24 protein-coding genes are annotated in these 23237 nt (G+C 35.1%); 21 read left to right on the top strand and 3 right to left on the bottom strand.

Going from position 1 to position 23237, the window contains the following annotated elements; genetic code table 11:
* The first annotated feature begins 212 nt into the window (after window positions 1–212).
* The 5 genes from epsC (at window position 213) to ACNO7W_RS02230 (ending at window position 7255) form a co-directional block, all read left to right on the top strand.
* Complete coding sequence (epsC, locus tag ACNO7W_RS02250; RefSeq protein WP_417936844.1) at window positions 213–1004, top strand: serine O-acetyltransferase EpsC; 792 nt, start codon at window positions 213–215, stop codon at window positions 1002–1004.
* A 1-nt stretch (window position 1005) separates the two neighbouring features.
* Window positions 1006–1893, top strand: a complete 888-nt coding sequence (gene cysM / locus ACNO7W_RS02245) for a cysteine synthase CysM (RefSeq protein ID WP_417936843.1) — start codon at window positions 1006–1008, stop codon at window positions 1891–1893.
* Window positions 1894–2038: 145 nt separating this feature from the next.
* Window positions 2039–2725, top strand: a complete 687-nt coding sequence (locus ACNO7W_RS02240; protein WP_417936842.1) for an SGNH/GDSL hydrolase family protein — start codon at window positions 2039–2041, stop codon at window positions 2723–2725.
* 78 nt (window positions 2726–2803) lie between these two features.
* A complete protein-coding gene (locus tag ACNO7W_RS02235) occupies window positions 2804–3790 on the top strand; it encodes an aldo/keto reductase (RefSeq protein ID WP_417936841.1) in 987 nt (328 codons plus the stop codon).
* Window positions 3791–4225: 435 nt separating this feature from the next.
* A complete protein-coding gene (locus ACNO7W_RS02230) occupies window positions 4226–7255 on the top strand; it encodes a PAS domain S-box protein (protein WP_417936840.1) in 3030 nt (1009 codons plus the stop codon).
* 73 nt (window positions 7256–7328) lie between these two features.
* Here the strand turns inward: ACNO7W_RS02230 and ACNO7W_RS02225 are convergent, their stop codons facing one another.
* Window positions 7329–7739: an OsmC family peroxiredoxin gene (locus ACNO7W_RS02225; RefSeq protein WP_417936839.1), complete on the bottom strand. Its 411-nt coding sequence runs from the start codon at window positions 7737–7739 to the stop codon at window positions 7329–7331.
* Between the two features lie 253 nt (window positions 7740–7992).
* On the opposite strand from ACNO7W_RS02225, the gene ACNO7W_RS02220 reads away from it, so the two are divergent.
* The 5 genes from ACNO7W_RS02220 (at window position 7993) to ACNO7W_RS02200 (ending at window position 13358) form a co-directional block, all read left to right on the top strand.
* On the top strand, window positions 7993–8661 hold the full coding sequence (locus ACNO7W_RS02220) for a hypothetical protein (RefSeq protein WP_417936838.1): 669 nt from the start codon (window positions 7993–7995) through the stop codon (window positions 8659–8661).
* 494 nt (window positions 8662–9155) lie between these two features.
* Window positions 9156–9842, top strand: coding sequence for a potassium channel family protein (locus tag ACNO7W_RS02215; protein ID WP_417936837.1), 687 nt, complete (start codon window positions 9156–9158; stop codon window positions 9840–9842).
* 609 nt (window positions 9843–10451) lie between these two features.
* The gene (gene rlmD / locus ACNO7W_RS02210) at window positions 10452–11864 is read left to right on the top strand and encodes a 23S rRNA (uracil(1939)-C(5))-methyltransferase RlmD (protein ID WP_314895560.1); all 1413 of its coding nucleotides are present in this window, start codon (window positions 10452–10454) and stop codon (window positions 11862–11864) included.
* A 158-nt stretch (window positions 11865–12022) separates the two neighbouring features.
* The gene (locus ACNO7W_RS02205) at window positions 12023–12562 is read left to right on the top strand and encodes a DUF6452 family protein (protein ID WP_417936836.1); all 540 of its coding nucleotides are present in this window, start codon (window positions 12023–12025) and stop codon (window positions 12560–12562) included.
* Window positions 12534–13358, top strand: a complete 825-nt coding sequence (locus ACNO7W_RS02200; protein WP_417936835.1) for a DUF6048 family protein — start codon at window positions 12534–12536, stop codon at window positions 13356–13358. The genes ACNO7W_RS02205 and ACNO7W_RS02200 overlap by 29 nt, the downstream gene beginning before the upstream one ends.
* 321 nt (window positions 13359–13679) lie before the next feature.
* On the opposite strand, the gene ACNO7W_RS02195 is transcribed toward ACNO7W_RS02200, so the two are convergent.
* The gene (locus ACNO7W_RS02195) at window positions 13680–13913 is read right to left on the bottom strand and encodes a hypothetical protein (RefSeq protein ID WP_417936834.1); all 234 of its coding nucleotides are present in this window, start codon (window positions 13911–13913) and stop codon (window positions 13680–13682) included.
* Window positions 13914–13965: 52 nt separating this feature from the next.
* The gene (locus ACNO7W_RS02190) at window positions 13966–15150 is read right to left on the bottom strand and encodes a THUMP domain-containing class I SAM-dependent RNA methyltransferase (protein ID WP_417936899.1); all 1185 of its coding nucleotides are present in this window, start codon (window positions 15148–15150) and stop codon (window positions 13966–13968) included.
* A 69-nt stretch (window positions 15151–15219) separates the two neighbouring features.
* Between ACNO7W_RS02190 and ACNO7W_RS02185 the strand changes: the two genes are divergently transcribed.
* The 11 genes from ACNO7W_RS02185 to ACNO7W_RS02135 all read left to right on the top strand — a co-directional run bounded on the left by ACNO7W_RS02185 (window position 15220) and on the right by ACNO7W_RS02135 (window position 23154).
* Window positions 15220–15984 carry a class I SAM-dependent methyltransferase gene (locus tag ACNO7W_RS02185; RefSeq protein WP_417936833.1) on the top strand — a complete coding sequence of 255 codons (765 nt, stop codon included), beginning with the start codon at window positions 15220–15222 and terminating at the stop codon, window positions 15982–15984.
* Between the two features lie 79 nt (window positions 15985–16063).
* Window positions 16064–16732, top strand: a complete 669-nt coding sequence (locus tag ACNO7W_RS02180; protein ID WP_143386454.1) for a ZIP family metal transporter — start codon at window positions 16064–16066, stop codon at window positions 16730–16732.
* A gap of 168 nt (window positions 16733–16900) precedes the next feature.
* Window positions 16901–17716 carry an N-acetylmuramic acid 6-phosphate etherase gene (gene murQ / locus ACNO7W_RS02175; protein ID WP_417936832.1) on the top strand — a complete coding sequence of 272 codons (816 nt, stop codon included), beginning with the start codon at window positions 16901–16903 and terminating at the stop codon, window positions 17714–17716.
* A gap of 86 nt (window positions 17717–17802) precedes the next feature.
* On the top strand, window positions 17803–18024 hold the full coding sequence (locus ACNO7W_RS02170; RefSeq protein ID WP_143386452.1) for a DUF6095 family protein: 222 nt from the start codon (window positions 17803–17805) through the stop codon (window positions 18022–18024).
* Window positions 18025–18051: 27 nt separating this feature from the next.
* Entirely contained in the window at window positions 18052–18282 is a 231-nt protein-coding gene (locus ACNO7W_RS02165) for a hypothetical protein (protein WP_143386451.1), read from the top strand.
* Window positions 18267–18515, top strand: a complete 249-nt coding sequence (locus tag ACNO7W_RS02160; protein WP_417936831.1) for a type II toxin-antitoxin system RelE/ParE family toxin — start codon at window positions 18267–18269, stop codon at window positions 18513–18515. Before ACNO7W_RS02165 ends, ACNO7W_RS02160 begins: the two co-directional genes overlap by 16 nt.
* Window positions 18516–18572: 57 nt before the next feature.
* Window positions 18573–19145, top strand: a complete 573-nt coding sequence (locus tag ACNO7W_RS02155) for a pentapeptide repeat-containing protein (protein WP_143386449.1) — start codon at window positions 18573–18575, stop codon at window positions 19143–19145.
* Between the two features lie 90 nt (window positions 19146–19235).
* On the top strand, window positions 19236–19610 hold the full coding sequence (locus ACNO7W_RS02150) for a DNA topoisomerase IV (RefSeq protein ID WP_417936830.1): 375 nt from the start codon (window positions 19236–19238) through the stop codon (window positions 19608–19610).
* Window positions 19611–19644: 34 nt separating this feature from the next.
* Window positions 19645–20415, top strand: coding sequence for a TerC family protein (locus ACNO7W_RS02145; RefSeq protein ID WP_417936829.1), 771 nt, complete (start codon window positions 19645–19647; stop codon window positions 20413–20415).
* Between the two features lie 160 nt (window positions 20416–20575).
* On the top strand, window positions 20576–22495 hold the full coding sequence (locus tag ACNO7W_RS02140; protein WP_417936828.1) for a DUF294 nucleotidyltransferase-like domain-containing protein: 1920 nt from the start codon (window positions 20576–20578) through the stop codon (window positions 22493–22495).
* Window positions 22495–23154, top strand: a complete 660-nt coding sequence (locus tag ACNO7W_RS02135; protein ID WP_417936827.1) for a PolC-type DNA polymerase III — start codon at window positions 22495–22497, stop codon at window positions 23152–23154. Before ACNO7W_RS02140 ends, ACNO7W_RS02135 begins: the two co-directional genes overlap by 1 nt.
* Window positions 23155–23237 lie beyond the last annotated feature (83 nt).

The raw sequence follows: 23237 nt of genomic DNA, 5'->3' as shown, positions 1-23237 counted from the left end.
GCCTTTTGTAAACGTGCAAAACAACAAACGGATAATCCAAGACAGCTTCGTTTTTTTGTTATATTTTTTTAGAATTTGTTCAAATATGTTACCAATCAAAAAAAACATTCCATTCTCATTCAATCTGCCAATTTCTTTGCATTATTGTTGCCACTGTTTCTAAAAAACGCCTTACTTTTATCCTTTTAAATTAACAATTCAAACCTATAATCGTGACAAAAGATCTGATTATCAAAAATATTAGCGCTTTAAAGAGCCACTTTTCCATCAACTACGGAATCAAGACAAAAACGGAAGCCTTTGCTGAAAAATTATTCTATACGCTATTTGATGCCAATGCGCCTTTGAATGAAAGCGTCGATGAGCTGGAACAACAATTCAAAGAAATCTCAGCAATTGCCTGCAAAAAGCCGCATGCATTATGCGATTCAATTTGGGACAAATACCTTGAAACCTTGCCTTCTGTGCTTGAAAAACTGAATCAGGACGCTGCCTATATTCTAGAAAACGATCCTGCTTCAAACAGTATTGAGGAAATATATTTGGCTTACCCTGGGTTTTACGCAATCGCCATTTACCGATTAAGTCATGAATTGTATTTACTAGACCTACTGCTATTCTCCAGATTGATGAGTGAATACGCGCATCGTATCACGGGTACAGACATTCACGCAGGTGCAACTATCGCATCACCTTTCTTCATAGACCATGCCACCGGAATTGTAATTGGAGAAACCACTGTCATTGAAAAACATGTGAAAATTTACCAAGGGGTAACTCTAGGCGCGTTGAGTGTAAGCAAAGACATGAAAAATGCAAAAAGACATCCTACCGTGGAGAAAAATGTTTGTATTTATGCCAATGCAACTATTTTGGGCGGAGAAACTACCATTGGTAAAAACAGTATAATTGGAGGAAATGCATGGGTTACCAAATCTATTCCGGTAAATTCAATTGTACTTAATACCACTACCACAGAAGTAAAAATAAAAGAGATAAATTAGCATGAAACCACAAAAATTATTAGACCTGATTGGAAATACCCCTTTGGTGGAGACTACTAATTTGATAAAAAATAAAAACGTAAAACTTTTACTAAAGCTCGAAGGAAACAATCCCGGAGGCAGCGTAAAAGATCGAGCGGCTTACAATATGATTAAATCCGCGCTGGAAAGAGGCGAAATCAAAAAAGGAGATAAACTCATTGAGGCAACCAGTGGAAATACCGGAATTGCTTTGGCGATGATTGCCCAATTATTCAATATCGAAATTGAATTGGTTCTGCCGGAGGATTCTACCAAAGAACGAACTCAAACCATGCGCGCTTATGGTGCCACCGTGATTTTAACGCCGGCTGACACGGGAATTATCGGTTCCAGAGATTATGCTGATAAAAAAGTGGCCGAAGGCGGTTACATCATGTTAAACCAGTTTGCCAATGATGACAACTGGAAAGCACATTATAAAACGACAGGTCCAGAAATATGGAATGATACTGACGGAACTGTAACGCATTTTGTTTCCGCTATGGGAACTACAGGAACGATTATAGGAACTTCTACATATTTGAAAGAGAAAAATTCGGCAATTCAAATTGTAGGTGCACAACCAAGTGATGGTTCCCAAATTCCGGGAATCAGAAAATGGCCTCAAGAATATTTACCTAAAATTTTCGATGGCTCAAAAGTAGATACGATTATTGAAGTCACCGAACAAGAAGCACGTGAGATGACCAAACGTTTGGCTCTCGAAGAAGGCGTTTTTGCGGGAATGAGCAGCGGTGGTTCGGTTGCAGCAGCCATAAAAATAGCCAATACTTTAGAATCGGGAGTGATTGTTGCTATTATCTGTGACCGTGGCGATCGTTATTTATCTTCGGATTTGTTTGATTAAATCACTTTGACCTTATAAAACAGCCTTCCTTTTAAGTATCTTTCCGATATAAAAGGAAGGCTGATTCAATTTCAACAAGAGCATTTTTTTATTTTAATCCAATGAAACTCCTCTTCTGAATTACAACTTTATAATTTCGTTACAAATGAAAAACATAACATTAATATACTGCATTCTATTTTTAGCACTATTTATGGGAGGAAAAGCACAGGCTCAGGACTGGCCAAATTTAAATAAATACCAAAACGAAAATATGAATCTCAAACCAGCAGAAGCAGGACAAAAAAGGATTGTATTTATGGGCGATTCGATTACCGAATTTTGGGCAACGGTAAATTCCGAATACTTTTCGGGGAAACCGTATATAAATCGCGGAATTAGCGGACAAACCACACCCCAGATGCTAGTTCGTTTCAGAGCCGATGTTATTACATTAAAACCAGCCGTAGTGGTGATTTTAGCCGGAATAAATGATATTGCCGGCAATACAGGTCCTGCAACATTAGATATGATCAAAAACAATATTTTTTCGATGGCCGAATTGGCAAAAGCAAACCAAATTAAAGTGATTCTATGTTCCGTGTTGCCTGCTTTTGATTTTCCTTGGAAACCCAATCAAAATCCTGCTGAAAAAATTGTAGCCCTAAATGAACTATTAAAAAATTATGCCAATGCCAATGGCATTGTATATCTTGATTATTATTCGGCAATGATAGACGGAAGAAAAGGGCTGCTGGCCTCCTATTCAAATGATGGCGTACATCCCAACAAAGCAGGCTATCAAATCATGGCGCCACTTGCCGAAGAAGCAATAACATTAGCATTGAAATAAATCCTCTTTTTTTTAAACCTACATATTAACGAGCTATTGTAACAAAAATAGATTCTTGTAAAAAATAAATACTAAAAAATGAACTATCGCAGACTGGGTAAAACAGATTTTGAAATCTCCGAAATATCGCTTGGCACTTGGCAAGTTGGCGGAAAATGGGGTTCTCCTTTTAATGATAAAACCGCAGATCAGTTAATCAATACTGCTATCGATAATGGCGTGAATTTTATTGATACTGCTGATGTTTATGAAAATGGATTGAGTGAAACCGCCGTAGGCCGAGTAGTTCGTTCCCGTTCTGAACGTATCTATGTCGCTACCAAATGTGGCCGACACATCAATCCGCATGTCAATGAAGGCTATCTGCCTAAGGTGCTACAAAAATTCGTAGAAGACAGCCTGAGAAGAACCGGTTTAGAAACATTGGATTTAATACAATTGCATTGTCCTCCAACCGAAGTATTTTACCGTCCGGAAATTTTTGAAATGTTTGACCGTTTAAAAGAGCAGGGAAAAATTTTAAATCTTGGTGTCAGTGTCGAAAAAGTGGAAGAAGGACTAAAAGCTATTGAATTCCCAAATGTAACAACGGTACAGATTATTTTTAACCTTTTCCGTCAGCGTCCAGCCGAACTATTTTTCAAAGAAGCATTAAAACGTGATATTGGTATCATTGCAAGAGTTCCACTAGCCAGCGGACTTCTGACAGGAAAATTTAATGCTAAAACAACTTTTGACACTCAAGATCACCGTAATTTTAATCGAAATGGAGAAGCTTTTGACAAAGGCGAAACATTCTCTGGAATTAATTATGAACTGGGATTAAAAGCAGTAGAAGAATTGAAAGCTTTATTTCCTGAAGCAACAAATCTGGCTCCTATTGCTTTGCAGTGGATTTTGAGTTTTGATGAAGTGAGCTGCATTATTCCTGGCGCATCAAACGAAAGTCATGTATTGTCCAATTTATCGGTTTACGATTTGCCAAAATTGACCTATGAAAAAATTGCAGCGATGAATGAAATTTATGAGCGTTATATCAAGCCCGAAGTACATCAGCTTTGGTAATGAGTTGTTACGAAAGAAAGAAAGAAAACCTGTGTGATTTATAAATTCATAAAAAAGCTCGATTTAACTTAAATTGAGCCTTTTTTATGAATTAGCTGTCCGAAAATAGCGACACACCAAAAACATCGTTATGAAATAAAATTCATAGTTAGATTCAAAAAAAAGACAATAAATCATCAAATTTCGGAAAACAGTTTACTAAGCCAATAATGGAAAATATATTTTATCTCAAATATCGTTTCTTGTTCGTTAGCAAAGTATTAAAGAATTGCAAGTGTTATTTTGTTAATAATTATCATTAGATTTTAGTAAGGAAAATCACTATGTTTGTAGAGTGCTAAAAATCAATTCGCACAACTATAGAATCCTTTACAACGCTATCGGGACAATCATCACAGTACCGTATAATTAAATAAACGATAATCTTAGGTGTTTATGAAAAAAATTAAACTAAAAAAAGTAACCTTACAAAAAACAGTGTTATTCCTAATTCTAATTTTAGGTGTGATATATTTCCATTACACCTGGAAACAATTTAAAAATGACCAGGCTGACGAAGTATTGCAAATTGCAAGATCCATTGAAATAATGTTGCCAAAAGAGAATTTAAAAACACTTAAAGGAAAACCAAGCGATATTGATACCCCGCAGTATAAGGTTATAAAAAATACCTTGAAAGCAATAATTAGCGTCAATACCAAAGCCCGATTTGCTTATATATATACCAAACAAAACGGAAAAATATACTTTATTGCAGATTCCGAACCTGCTGAATCAAAAGATTATTCACCTCCCGGACAGGAATATACGGAAGCTGACTTGGCTTATAGCCTACCTTTTGACAATGGAAAAGAATTTGTTACAGATTCCGTTACCGATAGATGGGGAACATGGATAAGCGTGCTTATTCCTATAAAAGATGAAGTTACAGGAAAGACCATTGCCGTATTTGCAATGGATTTTAACGCAAAGGCATGGGATACTATCTTATTATTCAAAATAATTGAATCCGGTGCGTTAATTGTGTCATTGCTATTGGCATTCCTTTTTTTATTTATAATAAATGCTAAAAATGAAATGCTTAAGTCTGACAACACAAAACACAGACTTACTGAAAATGAGTTAAGAGAAAGCGAGAAAAAATACCGCACCATTTTCGAAAATATACAAGACGTATTCTATCAAACTGACCTTGCAGGGATTGTTCTCGAAATAAGTCCATCAATTAAATATTTCTCTGAATTCGTCAGGGATGAAATCATAGGCACCCCCGTGCATAATCTCTATTATAACCCTGACGACAGAATTATACTGCTTAACGTAATAATGAAAAATGGAGAACTCCGGGATTATGAATTAAAACTTAAGACAAAAACCGGCACAATAAAGCATGTCTCAATTAACGCCCGTTTAGTTTTCGATGCCAATGGCAATCCAAACCATATCGATGGGGCAATACGGGATATCACCGAGCGCAAACATGCTAAGAAGAAGCTCATCGAAAGCGAATACCACCTGCGAACTATCATCGAAGCGGAGCCCGAATGCATCAAGATAGTGGATGCAGAGGGTCGATTGTTACTCATGAATCCGGCTGGGTTAGCTATAATCGAGGCTGATTCAATGGAACAGGTAGCTGGGCAAGAGATCTTTGGTCTCATCACCGCTGAATACCGCAGCGCCTTTATCAAAATGCATAAACGGGTAATTGCCGGCGAATCCGTACAAATGGAATTCGAATTGATGGGTCTTAATGGTGCGCGTCACTGGCTGGAGACCAACGCTGTGCCTTTGCAGTACCACGGCAAGATGGTACACCTCGCCCACACCCGTAACATTACCGAACGCAAACAGGCTGAAGAGAAGTTAAAGAACAGCGAAATGTTTTTAAAAGAAACACAAACAATTGCACGTCTTGGCACTTATATTATAAACATTGAAAATGGTACTTGGACAAGTTCCGATATTTTAGATGCTATTTTGGGGATTAATTCTAATTATGATAAATCAACACAGGATTGGAATTCGATTGTTCATCCGGAATGGCTACAAATAATACTGGATTATTTTAGGAATGAAGTAATTGCACATAAATGCAAATTTGATAAAGAATATAAAATTATTCGAAAAAACGATAAACAAGAACGATGGGTTCACGCATTAGGTGAAGTACTCTATAATGAAAAAAATCAGCCAATAAAAATGATTGGTACCATTCAAGATATTACCGAGCGTAAGCGGATTGAAGAGGAACTTATAATCGCCAAAGAAAAAGCCGAAGAAAGCGACCGTCTAAAATCGGCATTCCTTTCCAATATGAGCCATGAGATCCGTACTCCTATGAACGGTATTCTGGGCTTTGCCGAATTGCTTAAAGAACCTAGCTTAACGGGTGAAGAACAGCAAGAGTATATTGGCATTATAGAGAGAAGTGGTACGCGTATGCTCAATATCATCAACGATATTATTGATATTTCGAAGATAGAATCGGGATCGATGAAAATTTTAATTTCAGAAACAAATATCAACCAGCAGATTGAATACATCTATACCTTCTTTAAGCCAGAGATTGATGCTAAAAACATGCAGCTTTCCTTTAAAAACACATTACCATCAAAAGAGGCCCTGATTAAAACAGACCGTGAGAAAATCTATGCCATTCTTACCAATCTGGTTAAAAATGCTATAAAATTTACCCATAGCGGTTCTATTGAATTTGGCTATAACTTAAAGCCTGCCAAACCAAGGGCAGCGGGCATGTCTGGCTATCTTTTTGAACCCTTTGAACTGGAATTTTTTGTAAAGGATACAGGTACTGGCATTCGGCAGGAACAATTGGAAATCGTTTTTGAAAGGTTCAGACAAGGTAGTGAATCGCTAACCCGAAATTATGAAGGAGCCGGATTAGGCTTATCCATCTCAAAAGCTTTTGTGGAAATGTTAGGCGGGAAAATTTGGGTAGAAAGCGAAATTGGAAAAGGTTCCATATTTTATTTTACCATTCCTTACAATTGTGAACAGGAAGTAAAAGAGGTGGTAAAAATTACTGATTTGGTGCGTGATGAAGAAAAGCAAATTAAAAGCCTGAAAATATTAATTGCCGAAGACGACGAAATATCAGGAAAATTACTTACACAAGCAATAAAGAAATTTGGTAAAGAAATTTTAAAGGCAAAAACCGGAATTGGAGCGGTTGAAATCTGTCATAATAACCCTAATATCGATTTGGTATTGATGGATATTCAAATGCCCGTAATGGACGGTTATGAAGCCACCAAAAAAATACGAAAATTTAATAAAGATGTAATCATTATTGCACAAACAGCCTATGCGCTAACCGGTGATAAAGAAAAGGCAATAACAGCAGGATGTAATGATTATATTTCAAAACCTGTCAAGAAGGACGAATTAATGGCGATGTTGTATAAGTATTTCAAAGAAGAGGAAGTGAATAACTATAATTAAACGACCGAAAAAAGCTGTAACATAAAAAGGCTCGATTTAATTGTAAATCGAGCCTTTTTATGAATTCTTATTTTTACACTAATGTAGCTGTAGTAGAAATTGCTGCATTCAATAGTTTAGAAATGGGACAATTTTTCTCTGCTTTTGTAACCAATTCCTGAAAAACTGCATCCGTTATTCCTTTCACTTTTGCATTTACCGTTAAGTGTGAAGTTATAATCGTTCCTTCGACCAAATCAATATCGCATTTGGTTTCGATGCTTTCAATTTCAAAACCGGTTTCGGTAATATAAGCAGAAAGTTGCATCGTAAAACAACCAGAGTGCGCTGCAGCAACCAGTTCTTCTGGATTAGTCCCTACTCCTTCTTCAAAACGGGATTTGAACGAATATTGCGTATTTTCTAAAGTTTTACTTTGTGTTGTAAGTTTCCCGGCTCCTTCTTTCAGTGAACCAATCCAAACTGCGGTTGCATTTCTTTTCATAATTATAGTTTTTTAGCTTTCTCAAATTTACTTTATTTATCAAAAAATACTTTCAAGAACAGCGTTTTTTTTTACGAAAATTTAAAAAACAAATTCAGAAAAATATAATTTAAACTATACATATAGAATTGCGAAAATGATTATGAATAAAAAAGCAAGAATTTTTTTATAAATAACTTTAATTTATTGTAGTATTTTATTTATGTTTACGTCAATAATTTATTGTTAAAATTTCAAAAACCTAAACCAACCAATGAAATTAACAAAAATTATTTTTTTTGTATCGATTGCAGTACTACTAAACAGCTGTGCTTCTGGATACAAAATGATTAAACCGACAACACTGAATTATATTTCTAACAACACTAGCAATGGAGTTACGATGGAATACAAATACGATTTGTTAAGTAAAAAATACGCAAAAAAGGAATCTAAAAAAGGACTCCGATTAGTAGCGGTTAAAATAAAAAACAACACCGAAAAAGATTTAGTTTTTGGAAGAGATATTAAATTGAGTTTTGAAAATGGAAATGAATTATATCTATTGGAAAATGAAAAAACTTTTAAATCTTTAAAACAAAGCCCAGCATCCTACTTATTTTATTTACTGTTATCACCAATTAATTTTTACACTACAGAAACTAATTCATACGGAGTCGCTGAACAAACGAGTTCAACTCCAGTTGGATTGTTACTTGGACCTGGTTTAGCTGCTGGAAATATGATTGCCGCGAGTAATGCTAACAAAAAATTTAAAACAGAGTTGAACGATTACAACATTAATGGTAAGGTCATTAAAAAAGGAGAAACTTCTTTTGGATTAATTAGCTTTCAATCCGACAACTATGACGCTATTAAAGTTACAGTAGACCAAGAAGCTGTAAAGCTAAATGAAAAACAGCCCGAAGTTGCTAAAATTTGATTTTTTAATGAATATTTAAGTAATTGGAACGATTTGTTGTCGTATTATTAAAACTATTTAATTATTTGTTTTTCAAATAATTAAAGCAATTTTTTTAAAAACAAAACACGACATTATATCGTTTTTACTACTTAAAGCTCAACTGGAATCAATTTAATCTTTTTACTTGCCAGTTTTTGTGCGGCTTGCTCGGCGACAAGAGATAAAACAGCCGATAATTGTACGTTTTTAGTATCAAGTGCTTTTTTTGAAATTTCATCTTCATCCTTAATCAGTTTGATAAATGTTTCAATGAAAACAAACTGTTGATCGGTCGATTGACAAATCAAATCTGCAAATTCCCCAATAGAATCTGAAGGGTTTTCTTCTAAAATAAGTTTAGCACAAACCAGAAGTTTGTTCTTCCATTAATATTTCTAACTTGCAGACAGCTCATCAAGTCGCAAAGCGAGTCAGCCGATAACGTAACCAAAAATCAAACAAATTACAAAATTGTGAGCATAGAAAAAGCAGAAACAATGGTAGAAATAAGCATTGATAATTCCGATAATAAAATTGGATTATTAAATTTAACTGTAATAATCTTATCAATATACGTTTTGGGAGCCTTAATAATTGATACTGTTTATGTTCTTCCTACTGAAACTTCGCTCCTATTAAACGTTATTGACAACACTATTTGTGTATTTTTCTTTTTTGAATTTTGCATTCGTTTTTACAAGGCTGAGAACAAATTAAAATTTATGCATTGGGGATGGATTGACTTAGTTTCAAGCATTCCAATGGTTGGTTTTTTTCGAGCAGGTAGACTATTACGGCTCATAAGATTACTTCGTGTGGTAAGAGCATTTCGTTCGACAAGACAAATTGTAAATCACATTTTTGCAAACAAAGCAAAAGGAGCATTGACTTCGGTATTTATTATTGCTGTTTTGCTTGTAATCTTTTCATCCATTGCAATCTTACAAGTTGAAGATGACCCTAACAGTAATATTAAAACTGCTGAAGATGCAATTTGGTGGGCTTATGTTACAATCACGACAGTTGGCTATGGTGACAAATTTCCGGTTACAAGCGAAGGACGAATAATTTCAGCAATCTTAATGACTGCTGGTGTTGGACTTTTCGGGACATTTACAGCATTTATTGCATCTTGGTTTGTAACAGAAAACAAAAAATAAAACAAGTGACGACAAATAACAAAAGAAGTGCAGCTTGAAACAGCGGTTTCCCCACAAGCACGAGCCCAATGTCATTAAGTTAAGGATTCGTCAGTTCGAGTTGAGTAAAAATTTGCGATAGAAAATTTATACGAAGTATCGAGAACCTTTTGATATTAAAGACTTCACGATACTATTTTGAATAGTAAAGCTATCGCATTACTATTCAAAATCACTACCATTGACGTTTTTTCAAAACTAATATAAAACCTATCGTATGGACACAAATAGTAAAGGTTAAATTTGAACACGAATTCCACTAATTTTCACAAATCTATGCGGCTAATACAGTTCGTGTAATTAATTTCACGAATGAATTCGTGGCAATTCGTGAAATTCGTGTTTATTTTTAGACTTATGTCCAGACGATAGGTATAATACGTCATTATATATTGCTTTTTTTTGTAAAAAAATTAAGCCTCGAACTGACTTGTAAAACCCCTTAACTTAATGACATTGGGGTCGGGGTTGCAGCGGAAAGCGGGATTGGGCTCAAATAAAAAACACTTGATATTAAAAATATTTCCCAATTTGAATTTATAAAACCATTCAAACGCTTATTTTTGCGCTATGGCAAAGAAAAATACAGACAAAGTTGTCTTTCATCAGATAAAAGTCCTTGATGCTGGTGCAAAGGGCGTATCGGTAGCAAAGGCTCCCGACGGAAAAGTAGTTTTTATCCCGAATGTGGTTCCGGGTGATGTGGTTGATGTGCAGACTTTCAAGAAGCGCAAGGCCTATTACGAAGGAAAAGCGGTTCATTTTCATGAATATTCAGAGCATCGTGTAGAACCTATTTGCGAGCACTTTGGTGTTTGTGGCGGTTGTAAATGGCAGAACATGAAGTACAGCCAACAGTTGTATTACAAACAAAATGAGGTAAAAAACCATTTGCAACGCATTGGAAAAATAGAACTTCCGGAATTTGAGCCAATCTTAGGTTCGGAAAAACAGTTTTTTTACAGAAACAAAATGGAATTTTCGTTTTCGAACAGTCGTTGGTTAACCGAAAAAGAAATTGACAGCACCGAAGATTTAGGAAACAGAAACGCACTTGGTTTTCACATTCCGAAAATGTGGGACAAAATTCTGGACATCAACAAATGTCATTTGCAGGAAGATCCTTCGAATGCGATTAGAAACGAAGTTAAAGATTTTGCCAATGCGCATGGTTTGACTTTCTTTAATCCAAGAGATCACGAAGGATTGCTTAGAACTTTGATGTTACGAACGGCTTCGACCGGTGAAATTATGGTTTTGATTCAGTTTTTTGAAAACGACAAAGCCAACAGAGAATTACTTTTAGACCATATTTACGAAAAATTCCCTCAGATTACTTCGCTGCAATACGTTGTCAATAACAAAGCCAACGATACTTTATACGATACCGACATTAAATTATACAAAGGAAGAGATTACATCTTGGAAGAAATGGAAGGTTTGAAATTTAGCATTAATGCGAAATCTTTTTACCAAACCAACTCGGATCAAGCGTATGAATTATACAAAATAACGAGAGATTTCGCTGGACTTACAGGAAATGAAATCGTTTATGATTTATATACCGGAACGGGAACGATTGCACAATTTGTTTCTAAAAACGCCAAAAAAGTTATTGGTGTGGAAAGTGTTCCTGAAGCCATTAAAGACGCTAAATTAAATGCAGAACGCAATGAAATCACCAATTGTGAGTTCTTTGTAGGAGATATGAAAGTTGTTTTCAACGATAGTTTCATCGCTCAACACGGTCATCCTGATGTGATTATCACGGATCCGCCAAGAGACGGAATGCACAAAGATGTAATTGAACAAATTATGAAAATTGCTCCTGAAAAAGTGGTTTATGTTAGTTGTAATTCGGCTACACAAGCACGTGATTTGGCTTTGATGGATGAAAAATACAAAGTAACCCGGGTACGTCCGGTAGATATGTTTCCACAAACACACCATGTTGAAAATGTAGTACTTTTGGAAAGACGATAATTCAATGATCAGTATTCAGTCGCAGTTAGCAGTTGTTGTTATTGAAATTGAAATTGATTTTTGATATTGTCATTGCTATTGATTTTCGACATTGACTTTTGTTATTGAAATTGATTTTTGATATTGTCATCGCTATTGAAATTTGGAATTTTACTCTTATGAAAAAAATATTTTTATTGCTATTGGTTTTGGCATTATCATTCTTCAGTTGTGAGAAAGATGATATTTGCGATGCCAATACTCCTACAACGCCCAGACTGGTCATTACCTTTTATGATATTACGAATCCCGCGGTTTTGAAAAACGTGACGAATCTAAAAGTGGTTGGTGCAGGAATGACCGATGGAATTATTTTTAATACGAGTGCAACCGGTGAATCAAAATACCTGACTAGCGGAAACGCCATTTCTATTCCATTGAAAACCAACGAGGATACCACCAGTTATAATTTTACACTGAATTCAGGAAATGCAAATCCAGCATTGGTAAACGAAGACAATATAAAGTTCGATTATACCAGAGCCGATATTTTTGTATCAAGAGCTTGCGGTTTTAAGACGCTTTTTACGTTAAACACTTCAAATCCTTATACCCATACAGATGCAGCGGTTCCTGATGAAAAATGGATACAATACATCTCGGTTGAAAAAAGTAATATAGATAACGAAAATGACACACACCTTAAAATATTTTTTTAGTTTTTGCTTCATGTTGTCTCTATTTTTGGCACAAGCGCAAGATACTGACACCATCCAAAGAAAAAAAATGGATGAAGTGATTCCTGAAGCTCCAAAGCCAATAACTAAAAAACTTCCGGAAGAAAAAAAAAACGATACCATTGTAAAAACAGATCGTTACGGTTTTCGTGTAGGTGTTGATTTATACAAATTGACTCGTGCCTTATATGACAAAGATTATAAAGGTCTAGAATTAGTAGGTGATTATCGCTTGACAAAAAAATATTTCTTGACAGCCGAAGTTGGAAATGAAAATAAAACGACGGATGATGACCGATTGAATACTACAACCAAAGGTTCGTATTTAAAAGTCGGTTTTGATTACAATGGCTATGAAAACTGGTTGGATATGGAAAACATCATTTCCATAGGCATGCGATATGGCGTGAGTACTTTTAGCCAACAGTTAAACACTTATAAAATTTACAATGCCAATCCATATTTTGGTGAAGTCCCTGTAATTACATCAGGTAACAAATATAACGGTTTAACCGCAAGTTGGATTGAAGTCGTGGCAGGAGTAAAAGCCAAAGTATTCAATAATGTATTTATGGGTTTCAGTCTTCGCTTGAATCGATTAGTAACCAATAAAGAACCCGATAATTTCAAAAACCTATACATTCCTGGATTTAATAGAACCTACGATGGAGATTTTGGAGTAGGATTTAATTACACTGTTACCTACTTTATACCTTTTTACAAAAAAAAAGTTACTCCTAAGAAAGTGGAGATCAAAAAAGAAGATCAAAAAAAGTAAAACTTACTCGAGTTTCAAAATAAAAAATATCGCAAAGGAAACAACTGTTCTCTTTGCGATATTTTTTGTTTTGAGTAAAACGAACTAAACATAGAGTATACCGTAATACTTTTTAAAACTTAAATGATCTTACATTTCTTATATGGTTTTTATTTCTCAACATATAAGGAATATAAGTCCATTTAAGAAATGGTGCAATTATTCCATTTTATCCAGCAAAAGCATAACTTTTAATTTGAATAATATTTTCTTTCATAAAAGCTAGTAATTATTATTCCTCGATTCTCGTAATTATTAATTTGCAATTCGTAATTTATAAAATTACATTTCCTTTATTTCTTTTATAAAAATCCATTTCATAAATAATTTTTCGCCGTCTTTAGTCTTTACTGCCTGAAATTTAGGTGATAAAAGCGTGCCAACTGCAAAAGCAGTCAACGGAACCCAATAACCGATTAAATTGGTATATTGATCCACTATATATCGGAATGACGTAAATAATATTGCAAAACAACCCAATTGGTATATAAATGCACGTACTTGTAATTTGGTCATAATAAATTATGAGTTTTGAGTTATGAATTATGATTTTTTTTAATCTAATATCTTAAATCTGATCCTGATTTCCACTTTCTGACACCTGAAACTTCGTTCTCTTGCTTCCTTCGTACATTTCGTATTTTACCAAACGTGCCTCCAAGCCAGCATTGAAAAGTTTAATTTTTCTCGAAGGTTTTAGTCCAACATATTTCAAAGCTTCAAGATTAGCCGTGATAAACCAAGCATTTGTTCCCGGGTAATTTTTCTTTAAGGTATCTCCAATACTTTTGTAGAATTCTTCCATGTGAATGTCCAAACGCTCATCATACGGCGGATTGAAAACCATGTGTAATTTTCCTTCAGATGTTTTTTCCGTATCAAAAAAGTTCTTTTCTTCGATGGTTACGTACTCATCAAGATTGGCATTTTTGATGTTGTCTTTGGCTTTTTGAACCGCACTTGGCGCTTTATCATAACCTTTTATGGTGTAATGAAATTCACGAACACGTTTTAATAAACTGTCTGAAATAGCATCAAATAAATCATTGTCCCAATCGTTCCATTTTTCGAAAGCAAATTCCTTACGATTGATGTTTGCCGGAATATTACAGGCAATCATAGCGGCTTCGGCTAGAAATGTTCCGGAACCACACATCGGATCCAAGAAATCACCTTGACCATCCCAACCCGAAAGCAAAAGAATTCCTGCAGCCAGTACCTCGTTTATAGGAGCAATATTGGTAGCGGTTCTATACCCTCGTTGGTTCAATGAATTCCCGGAAGTATCCAGTGCAACCGAAACCTGGTCTTTATCGATGTGAATGTTGATTCTCAAATCAGGATGCACTTTGTCAATACTTGGTCGTTGCCCTGTTCTTTCTCTAAATTGATCGACAATCGCATCTTTACATTTCTGGGAAACAAATTCCGAGTGATTAAAATATTCCGAATGTACCGTTGTGTCAATCACAAAAGTCTGATTGGCATTCAATAATTTAGACCAATTCACTCCCGAAATACCTTTGTATAAAGCCTGTTCATTATTTGCCTTGAAAAAATAAACAGGTTTCAGGATTTTCAAAGCCGTACGCAACGCTAAATTCGCTTTGTACATAAACCCTTTATCTCCTTTAAAACTCACCATTCTCACACCTTGCTCCACATCTTGTGCGCCCAGCATTTGCAATTCTTTCGCTAATATTTCTTCAAAACCAAAAAAGGTTTTGGCAACCATTTTAAAATTATTTTCCATTGTAAAATCAAGTATTCGTTGCAAAAATACACTAAATTTGCATCAATCGAATTAATTGAAAAAGAATAAATGTCTGCAGCACAAAATCCGCCAACTGAAAATCAACAAAAACCAACTGAAAACTGGTACACCTCTTGGTTTGACACTCCGTATTATCACATCCTTTACAAAGAACGAAATTATAGAGAAGCCCAGATTTTTATGGACAATCTGACGCATTATCTCAACCTGCCCGAAAAAGCAAAAGTGTTGGATTTAGCTTGTGGCAAAGGCCGTCATTCTATTTATTTGAATCAATTAGGTTTCAATGTACTTGGCGCTGATTTATCCGAAAACAGCATTGCCGAAGCCAATAAAAACAGTAATGAAACCTTGCATTTCAAAGTTCACGACATGCGGGAACCTTTTGAGGAGAAATTTGATGCCATTTTCAATTTATTTACCAGTTTTGGCTATTTCGAGAATGACGAAGACAATCTAACCACGCTAAAAGCCATCAAACAAAGCCTTTCGGAATATGGTTTTGCCGTGATTGACTTCATGAATGTCAACCAAGTACTCGAAACCTTGGTTCCCGAAGAAACAAAAACGGTCGAAGGGATCGATTTTCATATCAAGCGTTATCTAAAAGACGGTCATATTTTCAAGGAAATTGACTTTGAGGATAAAGGACAAAAATTCCATTTTACCGAAAAAGTAAAAGCGCTTACGCTAAAAGATTTTGAGGAATTAATGGAAGAAGCCGGAATTTTCCTCTTGGATATTTTTGGCGATTACAAATTGAAAAAATTCCACAAAACAGATAGTGAACGACTAATCATGATTTTTAAATAGATAATTTCGGTTAATCGGTTATTTGGTTAATCGATAAAACATGTTAACTATTCAACAAATAAACAGTTAAACAAAAAACATGAATTACCTTTTACCATTACTTTCCGTACTCATAGGGTATATCGTCGCATTGGTTTTAAGACCAAAAAACAAAACCAACCTAAAGTTATTATTAGCCTTTAGCGGTTCTTTTTTACTTTCTTTGACGGTAATGCACTTATTACCGGAAGTGTACGAAAGCGCCAATCCTAACATTGGAATCTTTATTATGTTGGGAATCCTATTCCAAATCATATTGGAGTTTTTTTCAAAAGGGGCGGAACACGGTCACGTACACGGACATGAAATAATAACTCAAATCCCGTGGTTGCTGTTCATCAGTCTTTGCATCCACGCCTTTCTGGAAGGATTTCCCGTAAGTCACCACCATGATTTAGCCATAGGAATTGCCATCCACCATTTGCCAATCGCCATCATATTGACCACCTTTTTTATCAATGCAAGTCTGGATAAAAACGCCATTCTTTTCTTCATGGTAACTTTTGCAATTATGACGCCACTAGGAACTATTTTGTCTGATTATATGCCCATCTTAAACGTATATTATACTGAAATTACAGCCATTGTAATAGGGATATTATTCCATATTTCATCCACCATTATTTTTGAAACCAGCGAAGGACACAAATTCAATATCGCCAAAGTTTCAATGATAATTTTAGGAATTGCCTTGGCGTATTTTATATAATTTTACAATTTGGGCGTGACCCGCTGAAAAAGCGGGTCGGGCTATTCGCTACAATCTTTTTTCTCCTTCCGCTGTCGCTACAGGAGTAAAAAAGGATTTCCGCTGCTATCCCTCACGCATGAAACGTACAGACAACTCGCAAGTTGTCCCTTCAAAAAAATAAAAAAAATGACTTTTACTAAAACCACCGAACAATCCTCAAAATACGAACATTTAGAAAAAATGTCGGTTCAAGAATTACTTTCTAATATCAATCAGGAAGACAAAACCGTTCCTTTAGCCGTAGAAAAAGCCTTGCCGCAAATAGAACCTTTAGTAACCGAAATCGTTGCCAAAATGAAACTCGGCGGACGATTGTTTTACATTGGAGCAGGAACTTCAGGACGTTTGGGAATTCTGGATGCTTCGGAATGTCCGCCAACCTTCGGCGTTCCTTTCGACTTGGTAATCGGGATTATTGCCGGTGGTGACACCGCCATTCGTAGAGCCGTAGAAAATGCCGAAGATAATGCCACCCAAGCCTGGATTGATTTGCAAGCTTTCGATATAAATGAAAATGATGTCGTAGTAGGAATTGCCGCTTCAGGCACAACTCCTTATGTCATTGGAGGATTACAAGCCTGCAACGAAAATAATATCACTACAGGAAGCATTTCTTGCAATGCAGGAAGTCCGCTTTCGCAAACGGCAAAATTCCCTATCGACGTGGTTGTGGGCCCCGAATTTCTAACAGGTAGCTCCCGCATGAAAGCCGGCACTGCTCAAAAATTAGTACTCAACATGATTACCACCACCACCATGATTCAACTCGGGAAGGTGAAAGGTAACAAAATGGTTGATATGCAATTGAGCAATAGCAAACTGGTAGATCGCGGCGTAAAAATGATTATGGGAGAAATTCCTGTTTCCTACGAACAAGCTGCCGAATTATTGAAAAAACATGGCAGTGTGAGAAAAGCTGTTGATAATTACAGTGGCCAGTAGGCAGATTACAGACGAACCCTTTCAGAGTTTAAAACTCTGAAAGGGTTATGACAAAGTAACATAACCTTAAACTTTAAACTAAAGAAATGGCAACCAACAAAGAACTATTATCCAAAGGAATCAAATATTTAGCGGGTGCTTTACCGCTACTTTTTTTAGGTCCTGCAGTGATTTATAATGCCTTTATGAATCAGCAAAATGTGTGGCATTATTTGGTTTTAGCAATAGGAATCATAGCTTGTCTTGCCGCCATGTTTCTGATGTATTTGGGATTAAAAACAATTATGAAAAGCTTATTTAACGACTAATTCGTATCTTTACTAAAAATTTCAATCATGGATATTCAAGCTGAAATAAATTGGATTCATCAAGAAATTGATAAAGTAAAAGATCCTTCTTTTGTTGAAAAACTCAAACATCTTTTACAATCACTCAATTCAACAGTTGATGAAACTAGTATTGACTATAATAATGATATTGACAATGCATTAGAAAGTATCAAAAAAGGTAATTTTTATTCTGATGAAGAAGCAAGATCAATTTCAAAAAAATGGGGAAGAAAATAATTTGGTCAAATAATGCTTTAGCCCAACTAGAAGATATTCATTTTTATATTTTTTTTGAAAGCAAATCAATCCAAATTGCTGACAAAGTAATCGAAGCTATCTTTGATAGTACAGAAATTCTAAAAACCCAACCCGAAATTTTTAAACTCGACAAACAAAAGACCAATAATGATGGAACTTTCCGTGTTTGTCTAATTTATGATTATAGCATACATATCCTATCAAATTACTGAAACTACAATTCTAATTCTCCGTGTGAGACATAACGCCAGAAAATCGAAAAAACTCCCATGGAAAACCTAATTCACGTTCAAAAAACATTTGAAAAAGTCGTTTACATCGATAAAAAAATTAACAATAGAGAATTTGAGGATTGCGTTTTTAAAAACTGTGATTTCTCCAATAGTGATTTCTCCTATAATATCTTCATGGATTGTGAATTCATTGATTGTAATCTGGCCATGACAAAATTATCAGGAACAAGCTTAAAAGGAGTACAATTTAGAAACTGTAAATTGTTGGGCATCCAATTTGAGGAATGCGATGATTTCTTGTTCAACGTCAATTTTCAGGAATGCGTTTTGGATTATTCGTCGTTTGCGAATAAAAAAATGCCAAAAACAAAATTCAATTCCTGTTCGTTGAAAGAAGTAACTTTTGTTGGAGCGAATCTTACGAATTCGGTTTTTGACAACAGTAATTTGGATGGTGCTATTTTTAATAATACCCAATTAGCAGGAGCTGATTTTTCAAAAGCATCTAATTTTAAAATTGATCCCGAATTCAATCCCATGAAAAAAGCCAAATTTTCTACTCAGGGAATTGTTGGACTTCTAGACAAATACGATATTAAAATACAATAGTTATAATTGCCCCAGATGGAAGTGAAAACCCCGCAACGTACAGCTGGATTAGGCCTTAAAAAACAGTTTGAAAATAAATCCACTTAAGAAATGAAAAAAATAATACTCCTCCTCCCACTACTGCTACTAATGTCATGCTATGATGCGGAGCGCAATTGTGCAGCTTTTAAAACTGGGAAATTCAAATTTGAATATGAAGTTGACGGTGTCAAGAAAACTACTGTTTTTGAACGCAATGACAGTATCGAAATTGAAACTTTTGAAGGCAAAACAGACACTGCTTCGATACGATGGGTAAATGATTGTGAGTACATTCTACAAAAAATACATCCAAAAAATATGACCGAAGAAAAAGCAATTGGTATGAAAATTTTGACAACCTCAAAAAATTCCTATACCTTTGAATTCGGAATGATTGGTGTCGACACAAAGCAAAGAGGAACTGTTACTAAGATTGCCGATTAAGTATTTTTAAACTATAAATTATAACTAAATAAAAATGGAAGTATTTTTAAATCCTGACGCTTGGATTGCCTTGTTAACATTGACATTTTTGGAAATTGTATTAGGAATCGATAATATAATTTTCATATCGATTGCCACAGGAAAACTACCTACTGAACAACGCAAGAGAGCCACAAAAATAGGAATGTTCCTTGCCATGTTCATGAGAATCGCGCTTTTGTTTGGTATCAATTTATTGATTCAAATGAAAGAACCTTGGTTTCATATTGATTTCAGTTGGTTTTCAGCGGGAATCACTGGTCAGAGTCTTATTTTACTAGGCGGAGGATTATTCTTAATTTATAAGAGTACGAATGAAATTCGTGAAAAAGTAGACGAGAAAGGTCATGAAGAAAAAGAATTAGGAAAAGCGGCCACAAAATCATTTCAAAATGTACTTTTTCAAATTATTATGATTGATTTAGTTTTCTCTTTCGATAGTATTCTTACCGCGGTAGGTATGACAAACGGAGTTGAAGGTGCTTTGTATATTATGATTACTGCTGTGGTTATTTCTGTATTAATTATGATGCAATTTGCTGTTCCTGTTGGGAATTTTGTCAACAAGCATCCTTCTATTCAGATACTTGGTTTATCATTTTTGATACTAATTGGAATGATGCTACTTACTGAAAGCGCTCATTTATCCAATGCTTTAATATTTGGAAATCACGTTACACCAGTACCAAAAGGGTACTTGTATTTTGCTATATCTTTCTCATTATTAGTTGAAGTACTGAATATGAAAATGAAAAAAAATAAATAAACCAAATATTTTTTGATAAAGAAGCTCCTTTTCGGGAGCTTTTTTCTATTCTTAAAATTTATTCCCTCCTTAAATAAGGAAACACTAAAAAGACCGCAAATTTGGTCTTTTTTCTTTTTATATATTGTTTTATAAATTAACTTAGACGCAAATAAGCGTCATGAAAAATACCATCTCCCATAGAGTTGCTGACTTTTTAAAAAACTTCCCTCCTTTTAGCTTTTTACAACAAAAAGATATCGAAATCATTTCTGAACAAATATCCATCATTTACAAAGAAAAGGATAGTGTTGTGTTTGCCGAAAACGAAGAAACGCACTCCTGTTTTTATGTAGTCCATAAAGGAGCAGTAGCACTTAGAACAAGCCTCCAAAACGATATTTTGGATATGTGTGATGAAGGAGACATTTTTGGGTTGAGGCCACTTATCGCGAATGAAAATTATAAGATGGAAGCCAGAACCCATGAAGAAAGCATCCTTTATGCCATTCCCATTGCCATTTTTAAACCTTATGCACTAGAAAACAGAGCTGTAGGAAATTTTTTAATAGAAAGCTTTGCCTCTAATACACTCAACCCCTATTCTAAAAGTCACAGCGGAAAACTATATGGTGAAACAACCGGGAGCGAATTCTTGGACAATGATAAAAAGCTATTGGACTTACAGCCTGTAAAATATTCTAAAAAGCTCATTACCTGTTCTTCTATAACCACAGTAAAAACCATTGCTGAAACCATGACCAAAAAAAATGTGGGCGCCATTCTCGTTGTAGAGGATACGCTCCCCATTGGTATCATTACAGATAAAGATTTAAGAAACAAAATTGTGACCGGAAAATATCCAATCACCACAACTGCTGCCGCAATAATGACTTCTCCTGTTATTACTTATCCAAGGAAAATGACCGTTACTCAGGCTCAAATGGCAATGATGAAAAGTAACATTAGCCATTTATGTCTTACAAAAGATGGTACAACAAATTCCAAAGCTGTCGGGATCCTATCCAAACATGATGTTATGGTGGAGCTTGGCAACAATCCGGGCGTATTGATAAAAGCGGTAAAAAGAGCTAAAAAATTCAAACAGATAAAGCCGATACGAGCCAGCATAATGCAATTGTTACAAGGATATTTAGACCAAAATATTCCTATGACACTGACTTCAAAAATAATTACAGAATTAAATGACGTCTGTATAAAGCAAGTCATAGCAATAGCGCTAAAAAAAATGAAAACGCCTCCACCTGTAAAATTTGCATGGTTGGCACTGGGAAGCCAAGGAAGAAGCGAACAATTGCTACATACCGATCAGGACAATGCCTTAGTTTATGAGGATGTTCCAGAAGAATTGAAAATAGAGACCAAAAATTATTTTTTAGAATTGGCTACCCATGTAAATAAAGGACTCTTTGTTATTGGATATGATTATTGTCCCGCAGAAATGATGGCTTCTAATCCAAAATGGTGCTTAAGTCTTGGCGAATGGGAAAGTCTGGTTTACCATTGGATTACCAACCCAGGAAAAAATGAAGTATTATTATCCTTCATATTTTTTGATTATAGTCTGTCATATGGAGATAGTGAACTCGTAAACAAGTTGTCCGAATTTATTTTTGAAAATGTAAAAGCTAATCCTGTTTTTTATATTCATTTGGTAAGCGGCGCGCTACAAAGCCCTTCTCCAACCGGATTCTTCAGACAATTTTTATTAGAACAAGACGGCGCCCACAAAGATTTTTTTGACATAAAAAGACGGGCTTTAATGCCACTAACCGATGCCGCAAGAGTTTTGATTCTCTCTCATTCTGTGAAATCTATTAGCAATACTCCGGAACGTTTTGAAAAATTGGCAGAATTAGAACCCCATAACAGAGAGTTGTATTTAGCATGTTCCTATTCCTATAAAGCATTATTGAAATTCAGAACTAAACAGGGCCTTTTACATCATGATTCTGGTCAGTATATTGCGTTGGAAGCGCTTTCCAAATTAGAAAAAATAAAGTTAAAGCGAACTTTTAAAACCATCAAGGAATTACAAGAACTCATCACTATCCGATTTAATCCTTCAAATATATTATGATGATGAACTTTTTAAAAAAAAGTAAAGCTATTCTATTTGAATTTTGGGGCAAATCCGAAAAATCATCCGATGACGAACAATCAAATGACATCGACGCTACGCGTTTTGTTGTGTTGGATACAGAGACCACTGGTTTTGATTATACTAATGACAGGATACTTTGTATTGGAGCCATCATCTTGCAAAATGGCATAATTCCCATTCATGATAGTTTTGAAGTTTTTATTCAACAAGAACATTACGATCAAGCAAGTGCACAAATTCATGGAATCCTGAAAGAATGTGTCATAGATCGCCCCACTGAATTAGAAGCCTTACAACAGTTTTTGGAGTTCTTGGGAGACTCCGTTATAATTGCTCACCATACTGTATTTGACATCACCATGATTAATAAGGCATTGGAGAGAAATGGATTACCGAAATTAAAAAACAAGACTTTAGACACGGCGGTGCTGTATAAAAAAACGTTATTGGTTTCTAATTTATTGGAACGTAAGGAAAACTATAGTTTGGACGAACTTGCCGATAAATTTGATATTTCAAAAAAGGATAGACATACCGCAATGGGTGATGCCTATATTACCGCAATTGCTTTTTTGAAAATCCTAAACAAATTGAGAAATAAAAAGGAACTTAACTTAAAACAATTGTTTAAATAAAGTCCGAATATTAAAAATAGTTCTGGAAAGCCTGCAGAAGTTTTTATAGGTATTAAACATAAAAAAGTTCCTTTTCAAGCTAC

Source organism: Flavobacterium sp. ZB4R12 (assembly GCF_048276375.1).
GTDB lineage: Bacteria > Bacteroidota > Bacteroidia > Flavobacteriales > Flavobacteriaceae > Flavobacterium > Flavobacterium gawalongense.
The sequence above is the reverse complement of the archived record's forward strand: the minus strand, read 5'-3'. Positions and strand labels throughout refer to the sequence as shown.

Excerpts from the sequence above, each read along its gene's own strand:
- cysM (WP_417936843.1), top strand. The coding sequence starts at position 1,006 with ATGAAACCACAAAAATTATTAGACCTGATTGGAAATACCCCTTTGGTG.
- ACNO7W_RS02240 (WP_417936842.1), top strand. The coding sequence starts at position 2,039 with ATGAAAAACATAACATTAATATACTGCATTCTATTTTTAGCACTATTT.
- ACNO7W_RS02235 (WP_417936841.1), top strand. The coding sequence starts at position 2,804 with ATGAACTATCGCAGACTGGGTAAAACAGATTTTGAAATCTCCGAAATA.
- ACNO7W_RS02230 (WP_417936840.1), top strand. The coding sequence starts at position 4,226 with ATGAAAAAAATTAAACTAAAAAAAGTAACCTTACAAAAAACAGTGTTA.
- ACNO7W_RS02225 (WP_417936839.1), bottom strand. The coding sequence starts at position 7,739 with ATGAAAAGAAATGCAACCGCAGTTTGGATTGGTTCACTGAAAGAAGGA.
- ACNO7W_RS02220 (WP_417936838.1), top strand. The coding sequence starts at position 7,993 with ATGAAATTAACAAAAATTATTTTTTTTGTATCGATTGCAGTACTACTA.
- rlmD (WP_314895560.1), top strand. The coding sequence starts at position 10,452 with ATGGCAAAGAAAAATACAGACAAAGTTGTCTTTCATCAGATAAAAGTC.
- ACNO7W_RS02205 (WP_417936836.1), top strand. The coding sequence starts at position 12,023 with ATGAAAAAAATATTTTTATTGCTATTGGTTTTGGCATTATCATTCTTC.
- ACNO7W_RS02200 (WP_417936835.1), top strand. The coding sequence starts at position 12,534 with ATGACACACACCTTAAAATATTTTTTTAGTTTTTGCTTCATGTTGTCT.
- ACNO7W_RS02195 (WP_417936834.1), bottom strand. The coding sequence starts at position 13,913 with ATGACCAAATTACAAGTACGTGCATTTATATACCAATTGGGTTGTTTT.
- ACNO7W_RS02190 (WP_417936899.1), bottom strand. The coding sequence starts at position 15,150 with ATGGAAAATAATTTTAAAATGGTTGCCAAAACCTTTTTTGGTTTTGAA.
- ACNO7W_RS02185 (WP_417936833.1), top strand. The coding sequence starts at position 15,220 with ATGTCTGCAGCACAAAATCCGCCAACTGAAAATCAACAAAAACCAACT.
- ACNO7W_RS02180 (WP_143386454.1), top strand. The coding sequence starts at position 16,064 with ATGAATTACCTTTTACCATTACTTTCCGTACTCATAGGGTATATCGTC.
- murQ (WP_417936832.1), top strand. The coding sequence starts at position 16,901 with ATGACTTTTACTAAAACCACCGAACAATCCTCAAAATACGAACATTTA.
- ACNO7W_RS02170 (WP_143386452.1), top strand. The coding sequence starts at position 17,803 with ATGGCAACCAACAAAGAACTATTATCCAAAGGAATCAAATATTTAGCG.
- ACNO7W_RS02165 (WP_143386451.1), top strand. The coding sequence starts at position 18,052 with ATGGATATTCAAGCTGAAATAAATTGGATTCATCAAGAAATTGATAAA.
- ACNO7W_RS02160 (WP_417936831.1), top strand. The coding sequence starts at position 18,267 with ATGGGGAAGAAAATAATTTGGTCAAATAATGCTTTAGCCCAACTAGAA.
- ACNO7W_RS02155 (WP_143386449.1), top strand. The coding sequence starts at position 18,573 with ATGGAAAACCTAATTCACGTTCAAAAAACATTTGAAAAAGTCGTTTAC.
- ACNO7W_RS02150 (WP_417936830.1), top strand. The coding sequence starts at position 19,236 with ATGAAAAAAATAATACTCCTCCTCCCACTACTGCTACTAATGTCATGC.
- ACNO7W_RS02145 (WP_417936829.1), top strand. The coding sequence starts at position 19,645 with ATGGAAGTATTTTTAAATCCTGACGCTTGGATTGCCTTGTTAACATTG.
- ACNO7W_RS02140 (WP_417936828.1), top strand. The coding sequence starts at position 20,576 with ATGAAAAATACCATCTCCCATAGAGTTGCTGACTTTTTAAAAAACTTC.
- ACNO7W_RS02135 (WP_417936827.1), top strand. The coding sequence starts at position 22,495 with ATGATGAACTTTTTAAAAAAAAGTAAAGCTATTCTATTTGAATTTTGG.